Raw genomic sequence first — 5,505 nt, 5'->3', positions numbered from 1 at the left:
CGTCGGGGTACTTCTTCGGTGGTGCCACGGACGACTCCCTTCAGGCCCTATCGGACCATGCCTGGAAAGCCACCGGGCTACCGGGGGAAGCTCAGGCTGACGATGATCCCACCATCAGCTTACCCGCAGTGCTGTCATGGTCGCTGCGGTACCTGACACTTGAACAGCGCACGGTGTTCGGGTTGCTCGCCATTGCTCCCGGTCAGGACATCAGCCTGCCCGCCGTCGTGAGTTTGAGCGGTCTGTCCCCGGCGCGTACCCGGGCGGTGTTGCGTGCGCTGGAGGACGTATCGCTGATCGTCCGGCACGGCGGTGACCGCTACACCATGCACGATCTCGTCCGTCGTCATGCCACTTCCACCGCCTACGGTGAAGTGGCCGAGCCCATGAGGATGGGCGCGTTGCAGCGAGTACTGGACTTCTACCTGCACTGCGCGGACCTGGCCGACGGGCGGCTGCCGGTGGGGCGCGGCAGCGTGCGGGTCGCGCCCGAGCACGTGCCGGCCGAGACGCCGAAGCTGTCCGGTTCGGCCGAGGCGATCGCGTGGCTGGACGCCGAGCAGGGCAACATCATCGCCGCCGCCGAGCTGGCCGCCGCTCCCGGTTCGGACCCGAAGTGGCTGGTGCACGCCTGGCAGCTGCCGTACACGCTGTCGCGGTTCTTCTGGCTGCGCGCGGACCGGACGACGTGGCTGCGCACCACGGAGGCCGCGCTGGAGGCGGCCACGACGCTGGGCGATCCCGAGGCGCGGTTCGTGATGCTGTTCAACCTGGGCATCGCGCTGGCGCAGTTTCAGCGGATGGACGAGTCCCTGGCCCGGCACCGCGAGGCGCTGGAGGTGGCGCGGGCGTCCGGGGACGTGAACGCGCAGGCCAGGGCGTTGACCACGGTGGCGGACATGCTCCAGGGGCTGGGGCGGGTCGACGAGTCCGAGGCCTCGTACCGGGAGGCGCTGGAGGTCAGCCGGGCGGCCGGGGCGCGGTGGGCCGAGGCGAACGCCCACCACAACCTCGGGCTGCTGTACCTGGAGTCGCGCCGCTACGACGAGGCGAAGAACCGGCTGCGCGCGGCGGTGACGATGTACCGGGAGGTCGGCGAGCAGTGCGGTGAGTCGGCCTGCCACACGGACCTCGCGATGGTGCTGCTGGAGTCGGGCGAGGGCGCGGATGCCGTCGCGTCGGCGCGCACGGCGTTGTCGGTGGCGTCCGCCGCCGCGAGCCCGTACCACCAGGCGATGGCCCACGACCGGCTGGCGATCGTGTTCGACCGGCAGGAGCTGCCCGGCGCGGTGGCGCACTGGCAGCGGGCGCTGGCGTTGTTCACCGAGCTGGGCGCGCCCGAGGCGGACCAGGTCCGGGAACGACTGGCCCGAGTTGCAACCTAGTGTCCTGAGTCGTTGATTCGTTGGCAGTACCGGGCGAGGTTGTCGAGGATCTCGTCTGCGGTCTTGGTCCAGACGAAGGGGTTCGGGTCCTGGTTCCAGGCGTCGATCCAGGCACCGACGTCGGCTTCCAGTTCAGCGACGTCGCGGTGGGCGCTGCGGCGAAGTTTGCGGTTGGTCAGCTCGGCGAACCAGCGCTCCACCAGGTGAGCCTGCGGGTTCCACAACTCTGCACCTGAGCGCTGAGCGGCAGTGATCGCGCATCATGGGCTGTAGAGGCATGATCACGAGGCGTGGCGTTGCGACTGCTGTACCTGATCTTCGTCCGGCTCGTTGACTGGCTGGTCCTGCTCGGCCGGTCATCGGCGGCCGAGGACTTGTAGCTGCTGGTGCTGCGGCGCGAAGTCGCCGTACTGCGTCGCACGAACCCCCGCCCGCGGCTGGAGTGGGCGGATCGCGCGGTGCTCGCCGCGCTGGTGCGCCGACTTCCCCGGCTGCTGTACGAGCACCCGTTTGGTGACACCGGGCACCCTCGCGCGATGGCACCGGCGCCTGGTCGTGGAGAAGTGGACCTACCCCCACCGCACCGGCAGACCGCCGGTCAACAACACCGTCGTGGAGTTGACCGAACGAATGGCGCGGGAGAACAGCGGCTGGCGCTATCGCAAGGTTCAAGGTGAGCTGCTCAAGCTCGGCCACCGGGTAGCAGCATCAACGGTTCGTCGCGTGCTCAAGCGCCTGCGGGTACCACCCGCCCCCAGCGCGACACCGACACCTCCTGGCGACGGTTCCTACGCGCGCAGGTCGCAAGCATGTTTGCCTGCGATTTGTTCCACGTTGACTGCGCCGTCACCCTCAAGCGCGTGTACGTGTTCTTCGTGATGGAAGTCGCCACCCGCTACGTCCACATCCTCGGCGCCACCACCAACCCCGATGGCCCTTGGACTACCCAGCAGGCCCATAACCTGCTGATGGACCTGACTGATCGGGCCGACGACTTCCGGTTCCTCATCCGGGACCGGGCCGGCCAGTTCACCACCTCATTCGACGCCGTCCTCGCCGGCGCCGGTATCAAGGTCGTGAAGATCCCACCACGGTGTCCACGAGCCAACGTTCACGCCGAACGGTTGGGTCTGCTGCACGGATAGGTGACATCTGAGTTGGCTTGCCGTGATGGTGAGCTGGGAGGATGTCGCTGTGCCCAAGCCCTATCCCCGGGAGTTCCGCGACGATGTCGTGCGGGTCGCCCGTGACCGCGAACCCGGCGTGACGGTCGAGCAGATCGCGAAGGACTTCGGGGTCCATCCGATGACCTTGTTCAAGTGGCTGCGCCAGGCCGACACCGACGAGGGCGCCAAACCCGGTGTGAGCAGGAACGATTCGGCTGAACTGCGCGAGGCGCGCAAGCGGATCAAGCTGCTGGAGCAGGAGAACGAAGTCCTGCGCCGCGCGACTGCGTATCTGTCGCAGGCGAACCTGCCGGGAAAAGGCTCTACCCGCTCGTGAACGAGCTCGCCGCGGACGGTATCCCCGTCGCGGTGACGTGCCGGGTACTCGGGATCGCTCGACAGCCGTACTACCGGTGGCGTGCCCGGCCGGTCACCGCCACCGACCTCGAGCGGGCTTATCGGGCGAACGCGTTGTTCGACGCCCACCGCGACGATCCGGAGTTCGGCTACCGGTTCCTGGCCGACGAAGCCCGCGACGCCGGCCTGTCGATGGCGGATCGGACCGCGTGGCGGCTCTGCTCGTCCATGGGCTGGTGGAGCGTGTTCGGCAAGAAACGCGGCCGCACCGGGAAGAAGGCCGGTCCGCCGGTGCACGACGACCTGGTCCGCCGCGACTTCACCGCAACCGCATCGAACCGGCTGTGGCTGGCCGACATCACCGAACACCGCACTGCCGAAGGGAAACTGTATCTCTGCGTGGTCAAGGACGCCTGCTCCAACCGGATCGTGGGCTATTCCATCGACTCCCGGATGAAGTCCCGCCTCGCCGTCACCGCGCTCACCAACGCCGTCGCGAGGCGAGACGAGGTCGCCGGCTGCGTGGTGCACACCGACCGCGGATCGCAGTTCCGGTCGAGGAAGTTCGTCCGTGCGCTCGCTCGCCATGGGCTGACCGGCTCGATGGGCCGGGTCGGCGCTGCGGGTGACAACGCCGCGATGGAAAGCTTCTTCGCGTTGCTGCAGAACAACGTTCTCGACCGGCGCTCCTGGTCCACCCGCGACGAACTCCGGATCGCGATCGTCACCTGGATCGAACGCACCTACCACCGCCGCAGACGCCAAGCCGCCCTCGGCCGGTTGACCCCCATCGAATATGAAGCAATCATGACCACGCCAGCTGGCCGGGCTGCGTGACTACCACTGTCACCTACTCGTGCAGCAGACCCGCCCCTATTGCAAGAGTGAGATGATGCTTCGTGGGTAGACGTGGCCCAACTGGTAAATCTACTCAACTTCGCATCCTCCATGGTGATCGGGCCGACCGGATCAACAAGCAGGAGCCCATACCGCCAGCGTAGGAGACCATCTGTCCGGACTGGGCATCGGACGGCGCGCGGGAGAACTAGGCGTGGCTCGCGCCGAGTCTGGAGAAGCGCGGTGTGCTCACCGCCTGGGACGTAGCCGCGTTCCTCGTGCTGTGCGAGGCGCTGAACCGCTACCGCAACGCCACCGCTCTGGTCAACGGCTCCGCCCTGCTGGTGCAGGGCGGTAGCGGCCTGATGAAGAACCCTGCGCTCCAGGTGCAGGCCGAGGCCGAACGCACATTCCTGACCTACGCCGCCCGCTTCGACCTAACGCCGTCCGACCGCCAGTCCGTCAAGGTGGAGGTGGGCGGCGACCAGGACCAGCAGGGCGGACCGGGCCGCCTCCTCAGCTAAGACCCGCGCCACCCCGAAGCGCACCAAGGCCAGCTCGCGCACCGGCACCGCTACGCCCCGAACGAGCACCAAGACCACCAATCGCGGGACGCGGTTGCCGGTGTGCGGGCGCACCTTCGACGGCCACACCTGCCGCAAGCGCGGCGACCACTTCTGTAAGCCGAGGGCGGACCATGCCCAGGCGTTCGCCGAGGAGATTTGCGTCCACACCAACGGACGGTGCTGCAGCGCTACGCGGCCCACTACAACCACCGCCGACCACACCAAGCACTCCAGCTCGCACCACCACGACCGAACAGGCCAGCAGTAGAGCCGAGTGGCACGTTGATACATCGCCGACCAGTCCTCGACGGCCTGATCAACGAGTACGAACACGCAGCCGCTTAACCGCAGGTCAGGCCATGTGGCCGACTATTGGCACCCCACAGCCCGTACCGACCGAACGCTCCCCCACCGCGGCGCTGACCCTGCTGTCGCGCACACCGCACCAGTTCGACGAGCACACCCACGACATCATGCTGTTGATCACACTGCACGCCGGGACAGCGTTCGACAACGCCCAGCTCTTCCACGACAGCAGGCGCATGGTGCACAACCTCACCACCGCCCTGAGCACGCGTCACACCATCGGCGTGGCCCAAGGGCTGCTGATGCGCCATCTCGCCTGCGACACCGACAGGGCGTTCACCCTGCTCCGACGAGCATCGCAGCACACCAACCACAAGCTGCGCGACCTCGCGGCCCGCCTGGTGACCGCGCACGAGCAGGGCAACTTCCACGAAGCACTGGTCGACCACCGCATCCACCAGGACGTCCAATAGGGCCTCTCGCCGTCGACCATTGATCAAGGGTTGTCGGGAGGTCGACCGCCTGACCGCCTGATCGGGTGATCAGGCGGCGAGGACCTTCCCGAACGGTCCGCGTCCCCTCATCATGTCCCGGAGCGGGAGGACCGTGCCGGTCCGGGCTGGGAGGTCTCGTGTCGGATCAGGCGCGGCACGCCGTCGTGGACGAGGACGAACTCGGCGTCGGCTCCGCCTCGTGGCGGTACCTGGGCAAGTGGCGGCTGCTGCTGGTGACCCACCGGGCGCTGGTCCTGCAAGGCGCCCACCCGGCCGTCGGCGCCGCGATCAGCCAGTTCTCTGAGCTTCCCCCGGTAGCCCGGTGGCTTTCCAGGCATGGTCCGATAGGGCCTGAAGGGAGTCGTCCGTGGCACCACCGAAGAAGTACCCCGAC

Annotated in this window: 5 protein-coding genes and 2 pseudogenes; 6 read left to right on the top strand and 1 reads right to left on the bottom strand. The window is 67.8% G+C overall.

Annotation, left to right across the window (positions count from 1 at the left end):
- Nucleotides 1–128 precede the first annotated feature (128 nt).
- The gene (locus ACFXGA_RS39415) at nucleotides 129–1,385 is read left to right on the top strand and encodes a tetratricopeptide repeat protein (RefSeq protein WP_378098060.1); all 1,257 of its coding nucleotides are present in this window, start codon (nucleotides 129–131) and stop codon (nucleotides 1,383–1,385) included.
- Here the strand turns inward: ACFXGA_RS39415 and ACFXGA_RS39410 are convergent.
- Nucleotides 1,382–1,591: pseudogene (locus tag ACFXGA_RS39410) on the bottom strand (IS630 family transposase); the annotation flags it as partial. The gene ACFXGA_RS39415 and the pseudogene ACFXGA_RS39410 sit on opposite strands and share 4 nt — an antisense overlap.
- Before the next feature lie 654 nt (nucleotides 1,592–2,245).
- On the opposite strand from ACFXGA_RS39410, the gene ACFXGA_RS39405 reads away from it, so the two are divergent.
- The 5 genes and pseudogenes from ACFXGA_RS39405 to ACFXGA_RS39385 form a co-directional block, all read left to right on the top strand.
- A complete protein-coding gene (locus ACFXGA_RS39405; protein WP_378098057.1) occupies nucleotides 2,246–2,530 on the top strand; it encodes a hypothetical protein in 285 nt (94 codons plus the stop codon).
- A 49-nt stretch (nucleotides 2,531–2,579) separates the two neighbouring features.
- Nucleotides 2,580–3,745, top strand: a protein-coding gene (locus ACFXGA_RS39400) for an IS3 family transposase (RefSeq protein WP_378098054.1) whose coding sequence is annotated in 2 segments (ribosomal slippage) — nucleotides 2,580–2,864 and nucleotides 2,867–3,745 — 1,164 coding nt in all. Because the reading frame shifts where the segments join, the coding sequence is not laid out codon by codon here.
- 230 nt (nucleotides 3,746–3,975) lie between these two features.
- Nucleotides 3,976–4,269, top strand: coding sequence for a P27 family phage terminase small subunit (locus ACFXGA_RS39395; protein ID WP_378098063.1), 294 nt, complete (start codon nucleotides 3,976–3,978; stop codon nucleotides 4,267–4,269).
- 515 nt (nucleotides 4,270–4,784) lie between these two features.
- Complete coding sequence (locus ACFXGA_RS39390; protein ID WP_378098051.1) at nucleotides 4,785–5,090, top strand: ANTAR domain-containing protein; 306 nt, start codon at nucleotides 4,785–4,787, stop codon at nucleotides 5,088–5,090.
- Between the two features lie 158 nt (nucleotides 5,091–5,248).
- Nucleotides 5,249–5,505 (top strand): annotated as a pseudogene (locus ACFXGA_RS39385) (hypothetical protein); the annotation flags it as partial.

It is taken from the genome of Actinosynnema sp. NPDC059335, assembly GCF_042752395.1.
Taxonomy (GTDB): Bacteria; Actinomycetota; Actinomycetes; order Mycobacteriales; family Pseudonocardiaceae; genus Actinosynnema.
This window is presented reverse-complemented; position numbering and strand designations above follow the sequence as displayed.